17 protein-coding genes are annotated in these 18,725 nt (G+C 65.7%); 11 read left to right on the top strand and 6 right to left on the bottom strand.

Features of this window, described 5'->3' with window-relative positions:
• Window positions 1–53: 53 nt before the first annotated feature.
• The 3 genes from cgtA to VVD47_RS17420 are packed head-to-tail and all read left to right on the top strand — an operon-like array spanning window position 54 to window position 3,533.
• Window positions 54–1,208, top strand: a complete 1,155-nt coding sequence (cgtA, locus tag VVD47_RS17430; RefSeq protein WP_327604787.1) for an Obg family GTPase CgtA — start codon at window positions 54–56, stop codon at window positions 1,206–1,208.
• Entirely contained in the window at window positions 1,198–2,328 is a 1,131-nt protein-coding gene (gene proB / locus VVD47_RS17425; protein ID WP_443080995.1) for a glutamate 5-kinase, read from the top strand. The genes cgtA and proB overlap by 11 nt, the downstream gene beginning before the upstream one ends.
• A gap of 32 nt (window positions 2,329–2,360) precedes the next feature.
• Entirely contained in the window at window positions 2,361–3,533 is a 1,173-nt protein-coding gene (locus VVD47_RS17420) for a glycosyltransferase family 4 protein (protein WP_327604786.1), read from the top strand.
• 114 nt (window positions 3,534–3,647) lie between these two features.
• Here the strand turns inward: VVD47_RS17420 and VVD47_RS17415 are convergent, their stop codons facing one another.
• The 3 genes from VVD47_RS17415 to VVD47_RS17405 all read right to left on the bottom strand — a co-directional run bounded on the left by VVD47_RS17415 (window position 3,648) and on the right by VVD47_RS17405 (window position 7,694).
• On the bottom strand, window positions 3,648–4,700 hold the full coding sequence (locus tag VVD47_RS17415) for a porin (RefSeq protein WP_327604785.1): 1,053 nt from the start codon (window positions 4,698–4,700) through the stop codon (window positions 3,648–3,650).
• 229 nt (window positions 4,701–4,929) lie between these two features.
• Window positions 4,930–6,663, bottom strand: a complete 1,734-nt coding sequence (locus tag VVD47_RS17410; protein ID WP_327604784.1) for an autotransporter assembly complex protein TamA — start codon at window positions 6,661–6,663, stop codon at window positions 4,930–4,932.
• Between the two features lie 17 nt (window positions 6,664–6,680).
• A complete protein-coding gene (locus tag VVD47_RS17405) occupies window positions 6,681–7,694 on the bottom strand; it encodes a class 1 fructose-bisphosphatase (protein WP_327604783.1) in 1,014 nt (337 codons plus the stop codon).
• A gap of 291 nt (window positions 7,695–7,985) precedes the next feature.
• On the opposite strand from VVD47_RS17405, the gene VVD47_RS17400 reads away from it, so the two are divergent.
• Both VVD47_RS17400 and VVD47_RS17395 read left to right on the top strand, forming a co-directional pair.
• Entirely contained in the window at window positions 7,986–9,248 is a 1,263-nt protein-coding gene (locus VVD47_RS17400) for a D-amino acid dehydrogenase (protein WP_327604782.1), read from the top strand.
• 19 nt (window positions 9,249–9,267) lie between these two features.
• Window positions 9,268–9,600 (top strand): TfoX/Sxy family protein, encoded by a 333-nt coding sequence (locus tag VVD47_RS17395; protein WP_327604781.1) that lies wholly within the window; start codon window positions 9,268–9,270, stop codon window positions 9,598–9,600.
• Between the two features lie 21 nt (window positions 9,601–9,621).
• Here VVD47_RS17395 and hemB read toward each other — a convergent pair whose 3' ends face one another.
• Window positions 9,622–10,641, bottom strand: a complete 1,020-nt coding sequence (hemB, locus tag VVD47_RS17390; RefSeq protein ID WP_327604780.1) for a porphobilinogen synthase — start codon at window positions 10,639–10,641, stop codon at window positions 9,622–9,624.
• Window positions 10,642–10,823: 182 nt separating this feature from the next.
• Window positions 10,824–11,549: a ribosome biogenesis GTP-binding protein YihA/YsxC gene (yihA, locus tag VVD47_RS17385; protein ID WP_327604779.1), complete on the bottom strand. Its 726-nt coding sequence runs from the start codon at window positions 11,547–11,549 to the stop codon at window positions 10,824–10,826.
• A gap of 92 nt (window positions 11,550–11,641) precedes the next feature.
• On the opposite strand from yihA, the gene VVD47_RS17380 reads away from it, so the two are divergent.
• Window positions 11,642–12,286 (top strand): c-type cytochrome, encoded by a 645-nt coding sequence (locus tag VVD47_RS17380; protein ID WP_327604778.1) that lies wholly within the window; start codon window positions 11,642–11,644, stop codon window positions 12,284–12,286.
• Window positions 12,287–12,367: 81 nt separating this feature from the next.
• On the opposite strand, the gene VVD47_RS17375 is transcribed toward VVD47_RS17380, so the two are convergent.
• The gene (locus tag VVD47_RS17375) at window positions 12,368–12,514 is read right to left on the bottom strand and encodes a hypothetical protein (protein ID WP_327604777.1); all 147 of its coding nucleotides are present in this window, start codon (window positions 12,512–12,514) and stop codon (window positions 12,368–12,370) included.
• Window positions 12,515–12,742: 228 nt separating this feature from the next.
• On the opposite strand from VVD47_RS17375, the gene VVD47_RS17370 reads away from it, so the two are divergent.
• The 5 genes from VVD47_RS17370 to VVD47_RS17350 all read left to right on the top strand — a co-directional run bounded on the left by VVD47_RS17370 (window position 12,743) and on the right by VVD47_RS17350 (window position 18,691).
• Window positions 12,743–13,429 carry an energy transducer TonB gene (locus VVD47_RS17370; protein ID WP_327604776.1) on the top strand — a complete coding sequence of 229 codons (687 nt, stop codon included), beginning with the start codon at window positions 12,743–12,745 and terminating at the stop codon, window positions 13,427–13,429.
• 16 nt (window positions 13,430–13,445) lie between these two features.
• The gene (locus VVD47_RS17365) at window positions 13,446–14,183 is read left to right on the top strand and encodes a MotA/TolQ/ExbB proton channel family protein (RefSeq protein ID WP_327604775.1); all 738 of its coding nucleotides are present in this window, start codon (window positions 13,446–13,448) and stop codon (window positions 14,181–14,183) included.
• A gap of 26 nt (window positions 14,184–14,209) precedes the next feature.
• A complete protein-coding gene (locus VVD47_RS17360) occupies window positions 14,210–14,626 on the top strand; it encodes an ExbD/TolR family protein (RefSeq protein ID WP_327604774.1) in 417 nt (138 codons plus the stop codon).
• Between the two features lie 217 nt (window positions 14,627–14,843).
• Window positions 14,844–16,685 (top strand): efflux RND transporter periplasmic adaptor subunit, encoded by a 1,842-nt coding sequence (locus tag VVD47_RS17355; RefSeq protein ID WP_327604773.1) that lies wholly within the window; start codon window positions 14,844–14,846, stop codon window positions 16,683–16,685.
• A complete protein-coding gene (locus tag VVD47_RS17350; protein ID WP_327604772.1) occupies window positions 16,682–18,691 on the top strand; it encodes a MacB family efflux pump subunit in 2,010 nt (669 codons plus the stop codon). Before VVD47_RS17355 ends, VVD47_RS17350 begins: the two co-directional genes overlap by 4 nt.
• Window positions 18,692–18,725: the final 34 nt, after the last annotated feature.

The raw sequence follows: 18,725 nt of genomic DNA, 5'->3' as shown, positions 1-18,725 counted from the left end.
GCTTTTTTGTTTCTGCAGCCATGGCTGCGCCGGCGGAGTGAGGAACCCTCATCATGAAATTCTTTGACGAAGCGCGCATCGACGTGATCGCCGGCGACGGCGGTGTCGGTGCGGCTACTTTCCGCCGTGAGAAGTACATCCCCAAGGGCGGGCCGGACGGCGGCGACGGCGGCCGTGGTGGCAGCGTGATCGCCGTGGCCGACCGCAACCTCAATACGCTGGTCGACTTCCGCTACACCCGCACCTTCCATGCCCAGAACGGTGAGCGCGGCGGCAGCAGCGACCGTTACGGCAAGGGCGGCGACGACAAGACGCTGCGCATGCCGGTCGGCACGCTCATCAAGAATCATGAAACCGGCGAGATCGTCGCCGACATGGATTTCGACGGCAAACAGGTCGTCATCGCCAAGGGCGGCATTGGCGGACTGGGCAACCTGCATTTCAAGTCCAGTACCAACCGTGCTCCGCGCCAGCACACGCCCGGCACGCCCGGCGAACGCTTCACACTGAGCCTGGAGCTGAAGGTACTGGCCGACGTCGGCCTGCTCGGCATGCCGAACGCCGGCAAATCCACCTTCATCCGTTCCGTATCCGCCGCCAAACCGAAGGTTGCCGATTACCCCTTCACGACGCTGGCGCCGAACCTGGGCGTCGTGCGAACCGATGAAGGCCGCAGCTTCGTCATCGCCGACATCCCCGGCCTGATCGAAGGCGCTGCCGAGGGCGCAGGCTTGGGACACCGCTTCCTGCGCCACCTGCAGCGCACGCACCTGCTGTTGCACCTGGTCGATCTGGCGCCGTTCGATCCCGACACCGATCCCGTATACGAAGCCCGCGCCATCGTCGAAGAGCTGCGCAAGTACGACGAGCTGCTGTGGCAGAAGCCGCGCTGGCTGGTATTGAACAAGCTGGACCTGATTCCCGAAGAAGAACGCGCGGAACGCGTGCGCGCCTTCCTCGACGCTTACGGCGAGCCGGAAAAACACTTCGCCATCTCCGGCATCCAGGGCCAGGGCTGTCGCGAGCTGTGTTTCGCCATCCAGGACTATCTGGACGCACAACCGCGCCTGAGTGACGAAGAAAAACTGGCAGCCATCGCCGGCGGACCGGCTGAACAACCGCGCGAAGAGATCGGTGAGAGTGCCGACAGCGACGACGAAGATGACGATGACGACGATTTCGAAGGCGAGATCATCTATGCCCGCTGAGGGCCTGCGCGACACCTTGCGCACCGCGCGCCGCCTGGTCGTGAAGGTGGGCAGCGCGTTGGTGACCAACAACGGTGCGGGCCTCGACACCGCGGCCATCGCCGACTGGGGGCGCCAGATCGCGGCGCTGCGCGCTGAAGGACGGGAGATCGTGATGGTGTCGAGTGGCGCCATCGCTGCCGGCATGCAGCGACTGGGCTGGACCACCCGTCCGAACGAAACGCATTCGCTGCAGGCCGCGGCCGCCGTCGGCCAGATGGGCCTCGCGCAAGTGTACGAGGGCGCGTTCAGCCAGTACGGGCTGCGGACCGCGCAGATCCTGCTGACCCACGCGGATCTCGCCGACCGCCTGCGCTACCTGAACGCACGCAGCACGCTGGCCACGCTGCTGCAACTCGGCGTCGTACCGATCATCAACGAGAACGACACCGTCGTGACCGACGAGATCAAGTTCGGCGACAACGACACGCTGGGCGCGCTCGTCGCCAACCTGATCGAAGCCGACGCCCTGCTGATCCTCACCGACCAGAAAGGCGTCTATACGGCAGACCCGCGCAAGGACCCGACGGCGACGCTGATCTCCAGTGCGCGCGCCGAGGACACCTCGCTGGAAGCCATGGCAGGCGGCGCCGGCAGCGGCATCTCGCGCGGTGGAATGATCACCAAGATCCGCGCCGCCCAGCGCGCAGCGCGCAGCGGCGCCCACACCATCATCGCCAGTGGCCGTGAGACGGATGCCGTGCTGCGCGTGGCCGCCGGCGAAGCGCTGGGCACCCTGCTGCACGCCTCCAGCACCCCGCTGGCCGCCCGCAAGCAATGGCTGGCCGATCACCTGCAGATGGCGGGCGCGCTGATCCTGGACGATGGCGCCATCCGCGCCCTTCGCGGTGGCGCCAGCCTGCTGCCGATCGGCGTCACCCAGGTGGAAGGCGAATTCGAACGCGGCGCCGTCATCGCTTGCCGTGATTCTCAAGGAGCCGAAGTGGCTCGCGGCCTGGTCAATTATTCCGGCTCCGAAGCACGCCGCATCGCGCGCCGGCCCTCGGCGGAAATCGAGGCGCTCCTCGGCTACGTCGACGAGCCCGAACTGATCCATCGCGACAACCTGGTGATTCGCTGACCCCCTCCCCCGTTCACTCCCTTCGGTGAAACATGCGCAACATTTGTCTGAACTGGCAGTTGGGCAACAATTTCGGATGGGGGCTACTGGGCCTCAACGTCTTCATGCACTGGGCCAATCAGCCCGGGATACGGCCCCTGATGGGGGCCGCCATCAAGAATGAACAGGTCTTCATGACCGATCCGCTGCGGCTGCATGCGGCGCGCGCGGCCATGACCGAATCCAATGAGTTCATGAGCCGGCTGCAACCGGACGCGCAGGGCCGGGTGAAGATCAAGGGTGTGGTGATCGATGCGCCGGGCGCCTACTTCCCGCAGCATGAGCTGATCGGCCAATGCAATGTCGGCCGCTACATCTTCGAGGAGACATCGCTGAAGGGCCGGCTGGACAAGCTGGGCAAGTACGACGAGCTGCTCACGGCCTCGCACTGGAACGCACAGCTGCTGGAGGCTGCAACAGGCCGCAAGGCGAAGATCATCTTCGAAGGCGTGGACACCTCGCTCTTCTGCCCCGGCCCGCGCTCGGGCCTGCTCGATCCGGATCGGTTCTACGTCTTCACCGGCGGGAAGATCGAGTTCCGCAAGGCGCAGGATCTTGTCCTGCTGGCCTTCAGGACGTTCGCCGCACGCCATCCGGATGCCGTACTGGTTGCCGCCTGGCACTCTCCCTGGCCACGCATGGCCGCCGGCTTCAAAGGCAAGCTGGACCACGCCTTGACGCTGACGCCACAAGGGAACCTGGATGTTGCGAAGTGGACGCGTGACAACGGCATCAATCCGTCGCAGTTCATCGATCTCGGTCCGGTACAGAACCCGTTGATGGCGCCGATCCTGCGCGAGATGGATGTCGCATTGCAACCTTCCCGAGCCGAAGCGTGTACCAACATGCCTGCCAAGGAGGCAATGGCCTGCGCCGTTCCGGTTATCGCCGGTGCGAACACCGGCATGCACGATTTGCTCCAGGACGACAACTGCATCCTGTTGACGCAGCAAAACCTGGTCACCCTGCCCGCAGGTTACGGGCAGACAGAAGGCTGGGGAGAGAGCGACGTGGACGAAATCATCAGCGCGCTCGAGTTTGCTTATACCCAGCGCGCGACTGCCGCCGGCATCGGCGCACGCAGCCGCACATCACTCATCGAGCGCGGCCGGAACTGGCAAACCCACGCCCGTGAACTGCAGGACTGGATACTCTCGCTCGCCTGATCAAACTCACCACACGGAAGCCGGCCTTTGGATAAGGCGATCCGCCTCCCTAGCGCATGAAACAAAACGGGCAGCCGAAGCTGCCCGTTTTACTAAGCGCGGATACTTTCGCGATTAGAAGTTGTGACGCACGCCCAGCTGCACGGCATTGATCGTGCGCTCGGTAGCAGCGTACGAACCCTTGTCGCGAGCCAGCACCAGGAACGGCTGGGTGCGCTTGGACAGGCTGTACCACACGCCGCCGGCGATGTGGGTCACGTCACCGTTGGCAGCAGCAGTGCCGCCGACAACGTTGGTCCACACGCGGCCGTAGTTGGCGCGCAGTTCAGCATTGCCCAGCTTGTAGCCAACGCCGATACCACCGGCCTTCTGCTTGCTGTCACCGGTCGGGTTGACACCACCTTCGGCGTCGAAGCCCTTCGAGTCAGCCCACGACAGCAGGATGGTCAGCGGAGCGATCGGAACGATACGGGTGCCGATACCCCAGGTTTCGTAACCCGTGCCGTAGTCCTTCTGGTAAGCACCGGTGAACTTCACGAAACCGAAGCTCAGCTCGGTACCGACGTCGTATGCGCTACGCTGTTCGGTCGGAGCGGTGGTGCTGGTCGCGCCCTGAACGGACGTCGAACCGTCGCCGCCTTCCAGACGGGTAGCGGCGTAGGCCTTGAAGAAGCCCCAGGTCGGGGTGTCGTAACGCAGACCTTGGTCGAAACGGGTCGCAGCGCGAGCACGACGGCTCGGGTTGGCACCGATGGTGTCGCCGCCCCAGATTTCGGTGTTGCTGCCACCGTGGGTGGTGTCGAACGAGGTGTCAGGACGGCCGATCTTGATCGAGCCGAACTGCTTGCTCGCCAGACCCATCCAGGACTTGTCCTTCCACATGGCGGTGCCGGAGCTGTTGCTGTTGATGTTGCCGGTGCCCGGGTAGAAGCGGTTTTCCAGCTGGAAGAATGCCGACCAGCCATTGCCCAGGTCTTCTTCGCCCATCAGGCCCCAACGGCTGCTGGAACCTTCGGCTTGACGCAGGCCGATGCCGTCGACTTGCGATTCGCCGTTGGCGGCCACGACCGACAGGTCGATACGACCGTAGATGGTCACGTTGGATTGAGCGAAGGCCGGTGCTGCAACCAGGCCAGCAATCGCCGCGGCGATCAGTTTCTTCTGCATAGGTTTCTCCTCACAGTTGAACAAGGGTGCGGGCGATCAGGAGCACCGCGAACCCTGCCTACCTCTCGAATCGAGAAGTTGAAGGCGATTCTGGCAAAGCGGCTTTTACAGGGGCAAGCCAACGCCCAAACGAGTATGGGATTCCGCTGACAACTGTTGCGTGCGTGCAACAAGCTCGCAGCAATGAGGCAAACACTTCCCGAAACCCGACCAATGCGCCGCGCCCGGCTCAGAAGGCGAAGGCGATGGAAATATGGGCTTTGACGCCCGATTCGTCCTGCCCGCCACCCTGGCCATAGGCGACGTCGAAGGCGATGTTGCCGGCCGGGCTCTTCCAGCGGGCGCCCAGCCCGTAGCCGTAACGCACGGTGAAGCCCTCCAGCTCATCCGCGGCGTTGCCGGCGTCCATGAACACCGCCCCGGCCCAGGAGGGCGCAAACCAGTGGTTGTATTCCACCGAGCCGATGGCCATGTAGCGCCCGCCGACCGTGGCAGTCCCTTCCTTGACCCCCAGGCTGAGGTAGTCGTAGCCGCGCACGGTCTGCGATCCGCCGGTCCGGAACAGGAAGTCCTCCGGAACGAAGTCGCGGGTCTTGGCGATCGTGTAGCCGCCCTCGACACGACCCAGCAACACGTCGCGGGGGCTCAGCGGCCACCAGCCGTGCAGCCGTCCGTAGTTGCGCAGGAAGTTGCCGTCGGACAGCAGCACCTGCGCGCCCCCCCCGATCTGCACCTGCATCACATAGCCCTTGCGCGGGTCCAGCAGGTTGTCGACCTTGCGATGGGTCCACCCCCAGTTGAGCGCCAGAGCTGTCTTGACGGCCTCGTCCGCACCATCCGGATGGCTCTTCTCGCGCTGGTAGCTCAAGCCTATGGTCTGGTCGATGTTGCCGCGAGTACGGCTGCGTACGGCGCCGATCTGCTGCTTGAAGATCTGCAAGCCTTCGATCTTCTCGTTGTTGATCAGCCCGCCCACGCCGTAGCGCTGCCCCTCTTCGCCGCGCGGAAAGTAAACATCCGCAAAGGCCGACTGCCGGCGTTGTTCGACGCGCACGCCGGAGTTGAGCTGCCATGCCTTGTTGAAGAGGTCGGCATCACGGTAGCCCACCTCCACGCGGGCACCGGTATTGCTGCTGTAACCGACGCCCAGGCTGCCGCGCCGGGGCTTGTTCTCGGTCAGGCGAACCCGGACCGGGACGGGCTGCGCAGGGTCTGCACCTGGCTGCAGGTCGATCTCCACCGCCGAAAAGTAGGCGGTGTTCTGCAAGGCGCTTTGCAGGGTCAGCAAACGCTCACGGCTGTAGGGCTCACCCACCCGTAGCGGGTTGTAGCGCTGCACGAGATCCGTTTCGTAGCGATCCAGCCCCTCGATCTGCAAAGGCCCCAGCAGGAAAGGAGGGCCGCTATCCACCGTAAGCCGGAGATGGGCCGCGGAGGCTTCGGTGTCGATATCCGCCACGCTCTCCCGCAGGCTGGCGATCGCGAAGTCCTGCGCCGACAACTCCTGCAACAGGCGTTCCTTGGCACTCGTCCAGTCCTGCTGGCGAAACGGACGGCCAGCCGGCAGCGCCCAGGCTTCGCGCAATGCCGCCATCCGTGCGGCATAGGCGGGATCCGACGCGATCGCACCGGTGAAGGTGATCTCCACACTGCGCACCTCGGTGCGCCGGCCAGGCTGGACGTCCAGCACCACCACGCCGTCATCGACGTCCGTGTTCAGTTCGGGCGTGAAATAGCCTTCGGTGGCGAGCAGATCGGTCGCTTCGCTACGCAGGCGGCGCGCCAGGAACAGGCGCGCTGCGCGGTCCGGCTGCTCGCTGGCCACCTCCGGGTCCGGAAGAAAGCGGCGCAGCAGTGGCGCAACCTCGTCCGGGGCCTGCAGGCGCCAGCGCTCCTGCGCCACCGCCGGCAGCCCGGTCAGACCCAGCAGGGCCAGCGCCAGCAGGAGACGCGGAACGCGCACGCGGAGTCAGCGCGACGTCAGCGTGCGGCGGGCTCCGCGTGGTAGCGCACCACGCGCTCGACTTCGTTCTTCGAACCCAGCACCACCGGCACGCGCTGGTGCAGGCCCTTGGGCTGCACGTCCAGGATGCGCTGGTGCCCGGTGGACGCAGCGCCGCCCGCCTGCTCGACGATGAAAGCCATCGGATTGGCTTCGTACAGCAGGCGCAGGTGGCCACCGTTGGCGCGGTTCTTCTCGTCCATCGGGTACATGAAGATGCCGCCACGCGCCAGGATGCGGTGTACGTCCGCCACCATCGACGCCACCCAGCGCATGTTGAAGTCCTGCTCGCGCGGACCATCGCGACCCGCCATCAGTTCATCCACGTAACGCTTGACCGGCGCTTCCCAGAAGCGGGAGCGCGAAGCGTTGATGGCGAATTCCTTGGTGTCCTCGGGAATGCGGATGTCGCTGTGGGTCAACACCCAGGCACCGAATTCACGATCCAGCGTAAAGCCATGCACGCCGGTGCCAACGGTCAGCACCAGGTTGGTCGCAGGACCATAGATCGCATAACCCGCCGCCACTTGCCGGCTCCCCGGCTGCAGGAAGGCCTCTGCGGTCGGATCGGTCACGCCCTCGGGGCAATGCAGCACCGAGAAGATGGTGCCGACGGAGACATTGACGTCGATGTTGGAGGAGCCGTCCAGCGGATCGAACACCAGCAGGTATTCGCCCTTGGGGTAGCGGTTCGGAATCGGGAAAGGCTCTTCCATTTCCTCCGACGCCATCGCCGCCAGGTGGCCGCCCCATTCGTTGGCCTGCAGCAGCAGCTCGTTGGTGATGACGTCCAGCTTTTTCTGTACTTCGCCCTGGACGTTCTCGCTATCTGCCGAGCCCAGCAGGCCAGCGACCGCTCCCTTGCCGACGTGAACACTGATGACTTTCACCGCGCGCGCCACCACTTCGATGAGCAGACGCAGGTCGGCGGGAATGTGCTGCGCGGAGCGCTGCTGTTCGATGAGGAACTGGGTAAGAGTGACGCGGGCCATCGTGATTTCCTGAGGTAACGGCTATGCCTGCCGATGCTGGCCGCGATTATCGCGCCGTTTCTCACGGATTGCCGACGTTTCAGGTGGAAAGCTGAAACTCCTGCCCTTCGGGACCAGTCACATCCGCACGACGTCGCAACTCAGCGACAGATCTGAATGCGCCTCAAACCTGCCGCAATTGCTCAAGCGGCCCCGGTAGGGAACGTGTAGCCTTGCGTCGTCGCTACGTCGTCCTTCCCCGACGTGGCGGCGATGGAACCGCGAAAGCGAGAAAAGAAAGTTCGAACCTAGATGCATATAGTTGTCATCGGCGCAGGCCTTGCGGGCGTCACTGCCGCGTGGAGCCTGCGCGAGGCTGGCCACGCGGTGAGCGTGGTGGAGCGCCGCGAGGCCGCTGGCCTGGAAACCAGTTTTGCCAACGGCGGCCAGATTTCCGTCAGTCATCCCGAGCCCTGGGCCAACCCGGGCGCCCCCTTGCTTCTGTTGCGCTGGCTGGGCCGCCGCGACGCGCCGTTGCTGTTCCGCTTCCCGGCCGAAGCCGCGCGCATCCGCTGGGGCCTGTCGTTCCTGCGTGAATGCATGCCCGGCCGCACCCGCCGCAACACGCGCGCGATTGCGCGGATGGCCACCTACAGCGCACGCAGACTGCGCGACTTGCGACGCACGCTGGACCTTCATTACGACGAGTCCAGTCGCGGCATCCTGCACCTCTACTTTTCACCGGCCGAACTGAGGCATGGGCGCCAGCAGCAACGCCTGCTGGAAAAGCATGGCATCGGCGCACGCATGCTCAGCGTCGATGAATGCATCGGCATCGAACCCTCCCTCGCCCAACTACGCGGCCGCTTGCACGGCGCGATGCTCGGGATGGAGGACGAAAGCGGTGACGCCTATACCTTCACCCAGGCGCTGACGCAAAAGGCCGCCGCTGCCGGTGTCCAGTTCCATTTCGGTTGCCGGGCCGACCGGCTGGTCCTCAGCGGCAAGCGCATCGGCGCGGTGGACATCACCGACGCGGGCGGTCGCACGGGCGCCCTCGGTGGCGATGCCTTCGTCATGGCTGCCGGCAGCTACAGCGGTGCGCTCGTGGCGCCGCTGGGCGAAAAGCTGCCGATCTATCCGGTGAAGGGCTACTCCGCGACCCTCAACCTGCGCCGGCCGGAACGCGTGCCGCAGACCAGCCTCACCGACGAGTCGCGACGCATCGTCTGCTCCCGCTTCGGCAACCAGCTACGGGTTGCCGGCACGGCCGAACTCAACGGCTTCGATCTCAGCCTGGACCCGGTCCGCTGCCAGGCCCTGCTCGACTGGACCGAAGACATGTTCCCGGGCGCCTGCGACCTGTCCAGCCCGCACTTCTGGGCCGGCCTGCGTCCGACGACGCCGAGCAACCTGCCGCTGGTTGGCCGCAGCCGCATCGACAACCTGCTCTACAACACCGGGCATGGAACGCTGGGCTGGACACTGGCCTGCGGTACCGCGCAGGCACTCGCGGACATCATCGACGGCCGTCCGCCGGAACCGGACTTCCCTTTCCTGCGCAACGGCGTCTGAACGAGCGCCGATTCCCCGCATGGCCGCCTCGCGCGAGTTCCTCGATCACATCGCCGAGCTGTTCGCCCCGCTGGGACAAGTGCGCGTCAAGCGGATGTTCGGCGGCGCCGGCATCTATTGCGGAGAAGTCATGATCGCGCTCGTCGCCGACGACGTGCTGTACCTGAAGACCGACGACGGCAATCGGGCGGATTTCGAAGCAGCGGGGCTGGAACCATTCACCTACACGGCGCGCGGCAAGACAACACGCATGAGCTACAGCCGGGCTCCCGATGAAACGCTTGAGTCACCCGCGCTGATGCGTGACTGGGCACGCGGGGCGCTGGCTGCGGCGCTGCGCAGCCGCAAGTAATCCACGCGCTGGTGCGCTGGCTCAGCCCTCGCGCAACCAGCGTGCGGCATCCAGTGCGAAATAGGTCAACACGCCATCGGCGCCGGCGCGCCTGAACGCCAGCAGGGACTCCAGCACGCTGGAGCGCTCGTCGAGCCAGCCGTTCTGCGCCGCAGCCTTCAGCATCGCGTATTCGCCACTGACCTGGTACGCGAACGTGGGCACTGCGAGTTCCTGCTTCACGCGCCGCACGATGTCCAGGTACGGCATGCCCGGCTTCACCATCACCATGTCGGCGCCCTCGGCGATGTCGAGCGCCACCTCGCGAATCGCCTCGTCGCTGTTGGCGGGATCCATCTGGTAGCTGTACTTGTTGCCCTTGCCGAGATTCCCGGCCGACCCGACCGCATCACGGAAAGGGCCGTAGAAGGCCGAGGCGTACTTGGCCGAGTAGGCGAGGATGCGCGTGTGGATGTAGCCCGCTGCTTCCAGCGCGCGGCGTATGTGGCCGATGCGGCCGTCCATCATGTCGGAAGGCGCCACCACGTCGGCCCCTGCCTGCGCATGGCACAGGGCCTGTCGTTCGAGCGCGACCAGGGTTTCGTCGTTCAGCACGTACGCATGCGGATCGCCAGCGGCGATCAAGCCATCCTGGCCGTGGCTGGTGTAAGGATCCAGCGCCACGTCGGTGATCACCCCCAGCTCCGGAAAATGCTGTTTGAGTGCCTGCACGGCACGCGGCGCGAGGCCCTGCGGATTCCACGCCTCGGAGGCGTCGTCGCTCTTGCCCGACTCGATGACCGGAAACAGCGCCACCGCGGACACGCCCAGCATCTGCGCCTGCTCGGCGACCTGCAACAGCTTGTCGATCGACAAGCGCGACACGCCCGGCATCGAAGCCACTGCTTCGCTGCGGCCCTGACCGTCCAGCACGAACACCGGCAGGATCAGATCGTCCGCCGACAAACGCGACTCGCGCATCAGGCGACGCGAGAAGTCGTCGCGACGCATGCGACGCATGCGGGTCATCGGAAAGCGGGACGGGGGCAGTTGTGCGCTCATTCGATCCTCTGTCTGCTCTGTCTGGAAAGCGATCTGACAAAAATCCACATCGCCGGGGAACTGTTCGCGAAGCCCGGCACTCTCAATGCACGGATGGCCCCACCATCCCCCGCTTCACCTCCCTGAGCGGGAACCGGTGTTTGCCTCCCCCGGCGTCACCGGCGTTTCAGCCCCGGCGTAACTTACGCCGGGGAATTTTTTTGTGCTTCCGGTTTTTCATCTCCGTCCGGATCTGCGGGCGCCGTTGCATCGGCCACCTCGTCCAGCCAGCCAGCCACCGCCAGTTCGACATCCTCCAGCCCACTCTTCTTGAGACTGGAGAACAGTTGCACACTGACGCGCTCGCCCCACTGCGGGAGTTCGCGCCGCACCGCAGCCAGCACCTGCGCGGCCGCACTGCGCGTCAGCTTGTCGCTCTTGGTCAGCAGCACATGCACAGGCCGGCCGGACGGCGCAAACCAGTCCAGCATCTGGCGGTCCAGCGGCGTCAGTGGATGACGCGAATCCATGATGAGGATGAGCCCCAGCAGGCTCTCGCGTCGCGTCAGGTAGTTTTCCAGCAACTTCACCCATTGCTTGCGCACCGCTTCCGGCACCTGGGCATAGCCGTAGCCAGGCAGGTCGATCAGCGCCGCGCCGTTGCGCATGCGGAAGACGTTGATCAGTTGCGTGCGGCCGGGCGTCTTGCTGACGTAGGCCAGCCGCGTATGGCCGACCAGCGCGTTGATCGCGCTCGATTTGCCGGCATTGGAACGACCCGCGAAGGCAATCTCGGGGGTGCGGGCCGGAGGCAGGTCCTGCGGACGCGCAATCGAGATCTCGAACTGGGCGTGACGGAAGATCGAGACCTTCGTCGAAACCTTGGCGGGCGTCGAGGAGGAAGCGGGGCGGGAAGTGTCGGAAGGCATCTGGAGAAGCGCCGCAAAGCTTGGAGTGCGGCGCACGGCGGGGCTGTTATAGAATATCAGGTTTGAGCAAGCCCAGCCCCAAAGGTGAATCGATGCTGACCCAGATTTCGCGCGCAACCTTGCTGTCCCTCGCCGTCGCTGCCGGTACCGCCATCGCGGCGGACAAACCCTCACCGCAGCTCGACATGGCCAAGGCCAAGCAGACCGCCGAAAACGTATGTGCTGCCTGCCATGGCCTGGATGGCAACAGCCAGATTTCGGCCAATCCCAAACTGGCCGGTCAGCACGTGGACTATCTCTACAAGCAGTTGCTGAACTTCAAGCCACAAGGCGGCAAGCCGGCCGAACGCAACAACGCCGTCATGGGCGGCATGGTCGCACCGCTGTCCAACGACGAACTCCGCGCCCTGGCCGTGTATTACGGCGAGCAGAAGCTGAAGCCGGAAGTTGCCAAGAACAAGGCCACGCTGGACCGTGGCCAGAAGCTCTGGCGCGCCGGCGACCCCAGCCGCGGCCTGCCTGCCTGTGCCGCCTGCCATGGCCCTGCCGGCGCCGGCCTGCCCACGCAGTACCCGCGTATCCAGGGCCAGTTTGCCGACTACACCGAAACGCAGCTGAAGGCCTTCCGCCTCAGCGATCGCGCCAACGACCCGGCCAGCATGATGCGCATGATCGCCGTCAAGATGACCGATGCCGAAATCAAGGCCGTCGCGGACTACGCAGCCGGCCTGCGCTGATCAACAGGCTTCGCGAAACATCACGACAGGGCAGCTTCGGCTGCCCTGTTGCGTTTCCGAACGCCGGATTCGCCTCAAGCGTCACATCACCCGCGCGAAATAGACGAAGGGCATCGCGCAAAGCGCCAGCACCACGACGATGCCGAGCTGCAAGTGCCACACCTCGCGCGGCCACGCCGCCCTGCGCTGGAGCCCTGATCCCCTTGTCGCGACCTCATGTGTGGCCATATTCGGCATCTCCCTATGCACCCCACAAACGCAAATGATTCTTGTTTGATTTGTGCATTTTCCACATGGCGTGCGGTCGCGCAAGTCCTTGCGCGAAAAACGCAACAATGTTGCATGAAGACTTGACACATCGGCCATAAATGATAACAATTCCCATTAACGTGCTTTTGCTTTCCTTGCGCCGGTCTTTCGCTCTTCCTGTTCTTCTGCTCCTTTTCCGCTTCCGCCATGCAGTCCAGTCCCGCACTCCACTTCCACGCCGATGGGCAGGCCTTGCCCCTGCCGGCAAAACTGGGCATCGGTCTCGTCGCGGTGGCGCTGCACCTGCTGGCTGGCTGGGGCCTCATGCATCTGGTGATCACGCCCGAAAAGGCGAAGGAGCTTGGCCCGCTGTTCGTGTCCTGGGTCGCCCCGCCGGAGCCGCCCAAGCCGGTCGTGGAGCCGCCCAAGCCGCCTCCCCCGAAGATCAAGAAGATCACCGAGCCGCCGCCCGTCATCGCCGCGGCGCCGAAGCCGGATGCCGCGCCCGCATTCGTCGCGCCGCCTCCGCCGCCCGAGCCCGTGCCGCAACCGGTGGAGCCGGTGGTGAACCTCGCCCCGCCCTCGCCCGCGCCGGCGGTCGCCGCCCAGCCCAAGACAGTGTCGGCTTCCGAAGTGCGCTATCGCGTGCAACCGAGCATCCAGTACCCGGCCCAGTCGCGCCGCCTTAACGAACAAGGCCGCGTCCTGGTGCGGATCCTCATCGGCACCAACGGCAACCCGCAGCAGGTGGTCGTTTCCAAGTCCTCCGGCTTCAGCCGCCTGGACGACGCGGTGATCGCCGGCATCCGTCGCGCGTCGTTCTATCCGTACGAAGAAAACGGCCAGGCCATCCCGGTGTGGGTGGTCGCTCCCTTCGATTTCAACCTCGACTAGTCTTTAGGAATTCGTCATGAATGAAACAACCGCCATGGGCTTCGGCCATTTCATCGCGCAGAGCGATGTCGTGGGCAAGGGCCTGCTGGCCATCCTCGTGATCATGTCCGCCATCTCCTGGACGCTGATCATCATGAAGGGCATCACGCTGTACCTGCGCAAGCGCCGCAGCGACGAATTCCTCGGCTTCTTCTGGAACGCCACCTCGCTGGACGCAGTGGGTGACGAGATCACCACGCATGGCGCGCGCGATCCGTTCTCGCACCTGACCTCGCACGCCCTGCACGCCCGTCGTCACCACGCCCGCTACGGCGCCGCCAAGCTGGAAGAAGCCGGCTCGCCGCAGGAATTCCTGACCCGCACCATGCGCAAGGTCATCGACGAGGAAACCGCCCGCGTCGAGAACGGCCTGACCATGCTGGCCACCATCGGTGCGACCGCACCGTTCGTGGGCCTGTTCGGCACGGTATGGGGCGTCTATCACGCGCTGATCGCCATCGGCATGAGCGGCGCCGGCACACTGGACAAGGTTGCCGGCCCGGTGGGCGAAGCGCTGATCATGACCGGCATCGGCCTGGCCGTGGCGATCCCCGCCGTGATGGGCTACAACTGGCTGACCCGCAGCAACCGCGTGCTGCTGGCCAAGCTGGACGCTTTCGCCTACGACCTCTTCACCTTCCTGTCGCTGGGCCAGCCGATGGCCAAGACCGACAACAACGTGCAGCCGATGGTGCCGCGCACCGCCAACCACTGAGCGGCGCGCCCGGACGGAGCATTCACATGGCATTCGGTAGTTTCGACAACAAGAGCGCTGGCGCGCCGATGGCGGAAATCAACATGGTTCCGCTCATCGACGTGATGCTGGTGCTGCTGGTGATCTTCATCGTCACCGCTCCGCTGCTCACCCATTCGGTAAAGCTGGACCTGCCGCAGGTCAGCTCGCAGGTGAACCAGCAGAAGGCCGAGAAGATCGAATTCGCGATCGACGCCACCGGTACGCTGTACTGGAACGGCGAGCCGGTGGACCGCGCGACCGCACAACAACGTTTCGCTGCCGAAGGCACCAAGCAGCCGCAACCGGAAGTGCACCTGCGCGCCGACCGCGAGGCCCCCTACAAGTACGTCGCCGAAGTGCTGGCCGACGCCTCCAAGGGCGGCCTCACCAAGGTGGGCTTCGTCAGCCAGCCCGACCAGTAAGCAACATCGCTCGACGAGAAGGGGTGGATGGCACATGCCGTCCGCCCCTTCTTTGTTTTACGGACGCCCGGCACGGCAGGCTTTCAAGTTGTTACATTTCCCTGTACCGGCTTTACGCGCATTTACGCGGCCTTGCCTTCTGCTCCAGCGCGCTACATAACAAAATCCGGAACACCGATCCAGACCGGATCACGTCCGCTCATCCGCTTCGCCCCAAATGAACACGACTCCCACTCCGTCCCGCCGCAAGCGCCGTCTTGTATTCCACCCCGCCGTCATCGCCGCGCTGGTGCTCGTCCTGGCCGCAGGCGGCTACTGGGGCTGGAAGAAGTTCGCCAACAAGAAGACGCCGCAGGACGAATTCGTCATCGTCGCCGTGCAGCGCGGTGACCTGGAGGACTCCGTCACCGCCACCGGCACCCTGCAACCCAAGAACTACGTTGACGTGGGCGCGCAGGTGTCCGGCCAGCTCAAGAAATTCCACGTCGAGATCGGCAGCCAGGTGGAAGTCGGCGACCTGCTGGCGGAGATCGATCCCACGGTGTATCGCGCCAAGGTCGATGCCAGCCGTGCCCAGTTGAAGAACCAGCAGGCCCAGCTGGAAGAGCGCCGCGCCAAGCTGTCGCTGGCCGAGCTGCAGTACAAGCGCCAGCAGAACCTGATCCAGGCCGAGGCCACCACCACCGAGTCTGTGCAGCAGGCGGAAGCCGAACTGCGCTCCGCCCGCGCCCAGCTGGAGTCGCTGCGCGCGCAGATCGAGCAGACCGAATCCAACCTGCGCTCGGACGAAGCCAACCTCAACTACGCACAGATCTACGCGCCGATCGCCGGCACCGTGGTGTCCATCACCGCGCGACAAGGCGCCACCCTGAACGCCAACCAGTCGGCACCGGTCATCCTGCGCATTGCCGACCTCAACACCATGACGGTGCAGACCCAGGTGTCGGAAGCCGACGTGAACCGCCTGCGCAACGGCATGCAGGCCTACTTCACGACGCTGGGCAATCCGCAGCGCCGCTTCTACGGCACGCTGACCAAGGTGGAGCCGACCCCCACGGTGACCAACAACGTGGTGCTGTACAACGCGCTGTTCGACGTCCCCAACCCCAACCAGGCGCTGATGACGCAGATGACCGCGCAGGTCTACTTCGTCGTCGCGTCGGCACGCGATGCGCTGCTGATCCCGACCGGCGCCATCAAGACGGTGCCGCGCCGCCGCCAGGGCGCCGATTCGCATGCCGAGCAATCCGCCCCCGCCAGCGAACAGTCCGCCGCCACGCCCCGCAGCGCCGAGGCCGTCGCGCGCAACACCGGCGCGGACAATGCGCCACGCAAGAACGAGGGCAGCGCGGCGGCGAACGCCGAGCGTCCGCGCACTGCACGCGACGAGCAGGCTGGCGGGCCAGGCCGCGAACGGATCGCCGGCGCCAACACGCCCACGACAGCCAGCGAGGAAAACGGCAGCGGCGAAGAGCGCCCGCGTCGCCGCATCCGCGATGGACAGAGCGCACCGGAAGGCACGCCGGGCAGTGGCGAGCGCATGAGCCGCGAGCCACGTGGCGACCTCACCCCGGAGGAAATGCAGGCACGCCGTGCCGCCTGGCAGCAACGCATGGCCGAACGTGGCCGTGAAGGCGAAGGCAATGCAGCAGGTGCCACGACGGGCGAACGTCCTGCCCCGGCCCGCACGGCACAGGCTGGTGCACGCAACGGCGAACCACGCCAGGGCGACAGCACCGCCCCCGCCCGCCGCCGCAACGCGACGAATGCCAACGCAGGTGGTGCGCCGGGCAGCGCGATGCCGGAGCAGCCGCGCATCCGCAAGGCGACGGTGCGCGTCATCGACGAGGCCACCGGCAAGATCGAAGACCGCGAAGTCACCATCGGCGCCACCAACCGCATCCAGGCCGTCGTGCTTTCCGGCCTGCAGGAGGGCGAGAAGGTCATCGCCGGCAAGCGTGCCGACCCGGCCGCCAACCGTGGCGGACAACAAGGCCAGGGCCAGCAGGGCGGACAGAATCGTCCGTCCGGCCCGCCGATGGGCATGCCGCGCCTATGAACGCCCCGGACCGCAGCGGCGTCGCCGCCGCAACCGCCACGCCGCAGGTCGCCCAGGCGACCACTCAGGCGAAAAGCGCCGCGGTGCCGCTGATCGAGCTGCAAGGGGTCACCAAGACCTACCGCAACGGCGAGATGGCAGTCGAGGTGTTGCACGGCATCGACCTGAAGATCTATCGCGGCGAGTTCGTCGCCATCATGGGCGCCTCCGGTTCCGGCAAGTCCACGCTGATGAACATCCTCGGCTGCCTGGACCGCCCGACCACCGGCCGCTACCTGTTCGCCGGCCGCGACGTGTCGCAGTTCGAGGCCGATGAACTGGCTGCCCTGCGCCGCGAGGCCTTCGGCTTCGTGTTCCAGAGCTACAACCTGATCGCCACCGCCAACGCACGCGAGAACGTGGAAGTACCGGCGGTCTACGCCGGCATGCCGCAGGCAGAACGCCGCGTGCGCGCCGAGCAACTGCTCACCACGCTGGGCCTCGCCGAGCGCATGGAGCACCGCCCCAACCAGCTCTCCGGCGGCCAGCAGCAACGCGTGTCGATTGCCCGCGCCTTGATGAACGGCGGCAACGTCATCCTCGCCGACGAACCGACCGGCGCGCTGGACAGCAAGAGCGGCGAGGCGCTGATGAAGCTACTGCACGAGCTGTCCGAACAAGGCCACACGGTGATCCTCATCACCCACTCGGCCGAAGTCGGCGCCAACGCGCACCGCCTCATCGAGATCAAGGACGGCGACATCCTGGCCGACCCGGGCCCGCGCCTGCCGGACCACGCCACGCCCGACTTCCAACCGAGCCGCGACCGCACTTCGCCCCTGGCCGATCTCTTCGAGGCGACCCGCACCGCCCTGCGTGCCCTGCGCGCCAACCTGCTGCGCACGGTGCTGACCCTGCTCGGCATCGTCATCGGCGTCGGCTCGGTGATCTCCATGCTGGCCATCGGCGATGGCGCCAAGCAGGTGGTGATCGACCGCATCTCGGCGATGGGCAGCAACCTGCTGACGGTGCGCCCCGGCGCGCCGAACACGCGCGGCCGCGACACGCCGGCGACGCTGGTGCCGGCCGACGTGGACGCGATCCGCACGCTGGACAACGTCATCACCGCCGTGCCGGAACAGAGCAGCAACGTCACCGCCCGCTATGGCGGCAACGACCATCGCACCGAGATCAACGCCACCAGCGCGGAGTACGTGCTGGCGCGCGACTGGCCGGTGGAGCGCGGCGCCTTCTTCACCAGCATCGACGAAGTGGAGTACGCGCCCGTTGCAGTCCTCGGCCAGACTGTGGCGAAAGCCCTGTTCGGCGACGAGGACCCGGTGGGCCAGCACATCGTGCTGAACAACGCGATGTTCAAGGTCACCGGCGTGATGCGTGCGCAGGGCGCAGCCATGTTCGGCCGCGACCAGGACGACATCATCTTCGTGCCCTATTCCACCGGCAGCATGCGGCTGTTCGGCCAGCGCTTCCTGCGCAACGTGACCGTCGCCGTGCAGGACGTCAGCCGCATCGACGACACCCAGGCAGAGGTGGAGAAGCTGCTGACCGAGCGACATGGCACGGTGGATTTCCAGATCCGCAACATGGCTTCGATCATCGAGACCGCGTCGGAGACGCAGAACACGATGACCATCCTGCTCGGCTCCATCGCCGCCATCTCGCTGCTGGTGGGTGGCATCGGCGTCATGAACATCATGCTGGTGTCGGTGACCGAGCGCACCCGCGAGATCGGCATCCGCATGGCCACTGGCGCGCGCCGCGGCAACATCCTGCACCAGTTCCTCATCGAGGCCGTGGTGGTGTCCGCCATCGGTGGCGCCATCGGCGTGGCAGGTGGTCTCGGTGTCGCGGCGCTGATCGCCAGCTTCGGCACGCCCATCAAGTACACCCTCGCCCCGGTGCTGCTGGCCTTCGGCTGCGCCTTCGCCACCGGCCTGATCTTCGGCTTCCTGCCCGCCCGCAAGGCCGCCGGCCTGGACCCGGTGGTCGCCCTCGCGGCGGAGTGAAGTCCCGATAAAGGCCCGATGAAGGCACATGAAG

Origin of the sequence: Uliginosibacterium sp. H1 (assembly GCF_036017065.1) — a bacterium.
GTDB lineage: Bacteria > Pseudomonadota > Gammaproteobacteria > Burkholderiales > Rhodocyclaceae > Uliginosibacterium.
The sequence above is the reverse complement of the archived record's forward strand: the minus strand, read 5'-3'. Positions and strand labels throughout refer to the sequence as shown.

What these genes read in the sequence shown, in the direction of transcription:
- cgtA (WP_327604787.1), top strand. Translation starts at nt 54, where the DNA reads ATGAAATTCTTTGACGAAGCGCGCATCGACGTGATCGCCGGCGACGGC.
- proB (WP_443080995.1), top strand. Translation starts at nt 1,198, where the DNA reads ATGCCCGCTGAGGGCCTGCGCGACACCTTGCGCACCGCGCGCCGCCTG.
- VVD47_RS17420 (WP_327604786.1), top strand. Translation starts at nt 2,361, where the DNA reads ATGCGCAACATTTGTCTGAACTGGCAGTTGGGCAACAATTTCGGATGG.
- VVD47_RS17415 (WP_327604785.1), bottom strand. Translation starts at nt 4,700, where the DNA reads ATGCAGAAGAAACTGATCGCCGCGGCGATTGCTGGCCTGGTTGCAGCA.
- VVD47_RS17405 (WP_327604783.1), bottom strand. Translation starts at nt 7,694, where the DNA reads ATGGCCCGCGTCACTCTTACCCAGTTCCTCATCGAACAGCAGCGCTCC.
- VVD47_RS17400 (WP_327604782.1), top strand. Translation starts at nt 7,986, where the DNA reads ATGCATATAGTTGTCATCGGCGCAGGCCTTGCGGGCGTCACTGCCGCG.
- VVD47_RS17395 (WP_327604781.1), top strand. Translation starts at nt 9,268, where the DNA reads ATGGCCGCCTCGCGCGAGTTCCTCGATCACATCGCCGAGCTGTTCGCC.
- hemB (WP_327604780.1), bottom strand. Translation starts at nt 10,641, where the DNA reads ATGAGCGCACAACTGCCCCCGTCCCGCTTTCCGATGACCCGCATGCGT.
- yihA (WP_327604779.1), bottom strand. Translation starts at nt 11,549, where the DNA reads ATGCCTTCCGACACTTCCCGCCCCGCTTCCTCCTCGACGCCCGCCAAG.
- VVD47_RS17380 (WP_327604778.1), top strand. Translation starts at nt 11,642, where the DNA reads ATGCTGACCCAGATTTCGCGCGCAACCTTGCTGTCCCTCGCCGTCGCT.
- VVD47_RS17375 (WP_327604777.1), bottom strand. Translation starts at nt 12,514, where the DNA reads ATGGCCACACATGAGGTCGCGACAAGGGGATCAGGGCTCCAGCGCAGG.
- VVD47_RS17370 (WP_327604776.1), top strand. Translation starts at nt 12,743, where the DNA reads ATGCAGTCCAGTCCCGCACTCCACTTCCACGCCGATGGGCAGGCCTTG.
- VVD47_RS17365 (WP_327604775.1), top strand. Translation starts at nt 13,446, where the DNA reads ATGAATGAAACAACCGCCATGGGCTTCGGCCATTTCATCGCGCAGAGC.
- VVD47_RS17360 (WP_327604774.1), top strand. Translation starts at nt 14,210, where the DNA reads ATGGCATTCGGTAGTTTCGACAACAAGAGCGCTGGCGCGCCGATGGCG.
- VVD47_RS17355 (WP_327604773.1), top strand. Translation starts at nt 14,844, where the DNA reads ATGAACACGACTCCCACTCCGTCCCGCCGCAAGCGCCGTCTTGTATTC.
- VVD47_RS17350 (WP_327604772.1), top strand. Translation starts at nt 16,682, where the DNA reads ATGAACGCCCCGGACCGCAGCGGCGTCGCCGCCGCAACCGCCACGCCG.